Origin of the sequence: Streptomyces sp. PA03-6a (assembly GCF_033792765.1) — a bacterium.
GTDB lineage: Bacteria > Actinomycetota > Actinomycetes > Streptomycetales > Streptomycetaceae > Actinacidiphila.
Genome location: NZ_JARAVK010000613.1, coordinates 1 through 666 on the forward strand (window position 1 = coordinate 1; position 666 = coordinate 666).

Below are 666 nucleotides of genomic sequence, written 5' to 3' on the forward strand. Positions count from 1 at the left end.
CACGCCCAAGGGAATCGCCGAGAAGAAGGCGGCGGACATCGATCTGGCCGTCCGCGACGCAATGGCGAAGAGCGACGCACGGGCGATCTATTTCCCTGAGCCCAATACGTTCATCCGTGTCAAACCCAATATTCTGCAAGGCCTTGAGGGCGACATCCGTTTCGGCAAGGCCGGAAGGATCGTCTACGAAGCCGAAGAGGGGAAGCACCTCCTCGACAGCCTCATCAAGAACCGCCACTTCGACTGGTCGGACAAGTCCAAGATGGTCGCGTTCGACTCGACTCTTGCCGTGGTCACGGATGGCGAGCGCATCGCCAAGAAGGTGTTGTCGGACAAGCCGGAGACGCTCCTCACCGGACTGACCCAGAGTCACGCGGACCCCGACACATGGACGAAGCAGATCCAGCACTACCTTGTCCAGCACCATCCGGGGATCACGGAGGTGAAGCGCACCTCGGATGCCCTGGCGAAGATCGCCTTCCATGGGATCACCACGGACGGTACCCGCATGGTGAAGGGCAGGGTCTCCGATGTGCTCGACGAGACGGCCCGTGCCCAACTGGTCACCGATGCGGGCAGCAAAGAGACGGCCCTCCAGTTGGTGGGTCTCGCGGCCAACACCCGGAACGCCCTGGTCGACGCCATCAACAAGCACGTGCCGCAGTC

The 666-nt window shown here is 62.2% G+C and carries 1 protein-coding gene; it reads left to right on the plus strand.

Annotated elements, in window-relative coordinates:
• Positions 1-666: hypothetical protein (locus PV350_RS46895; RefSeq protein WP_500339344.1), on the plus strand; the 666-nt coding region annotated here is incomplete at both ends.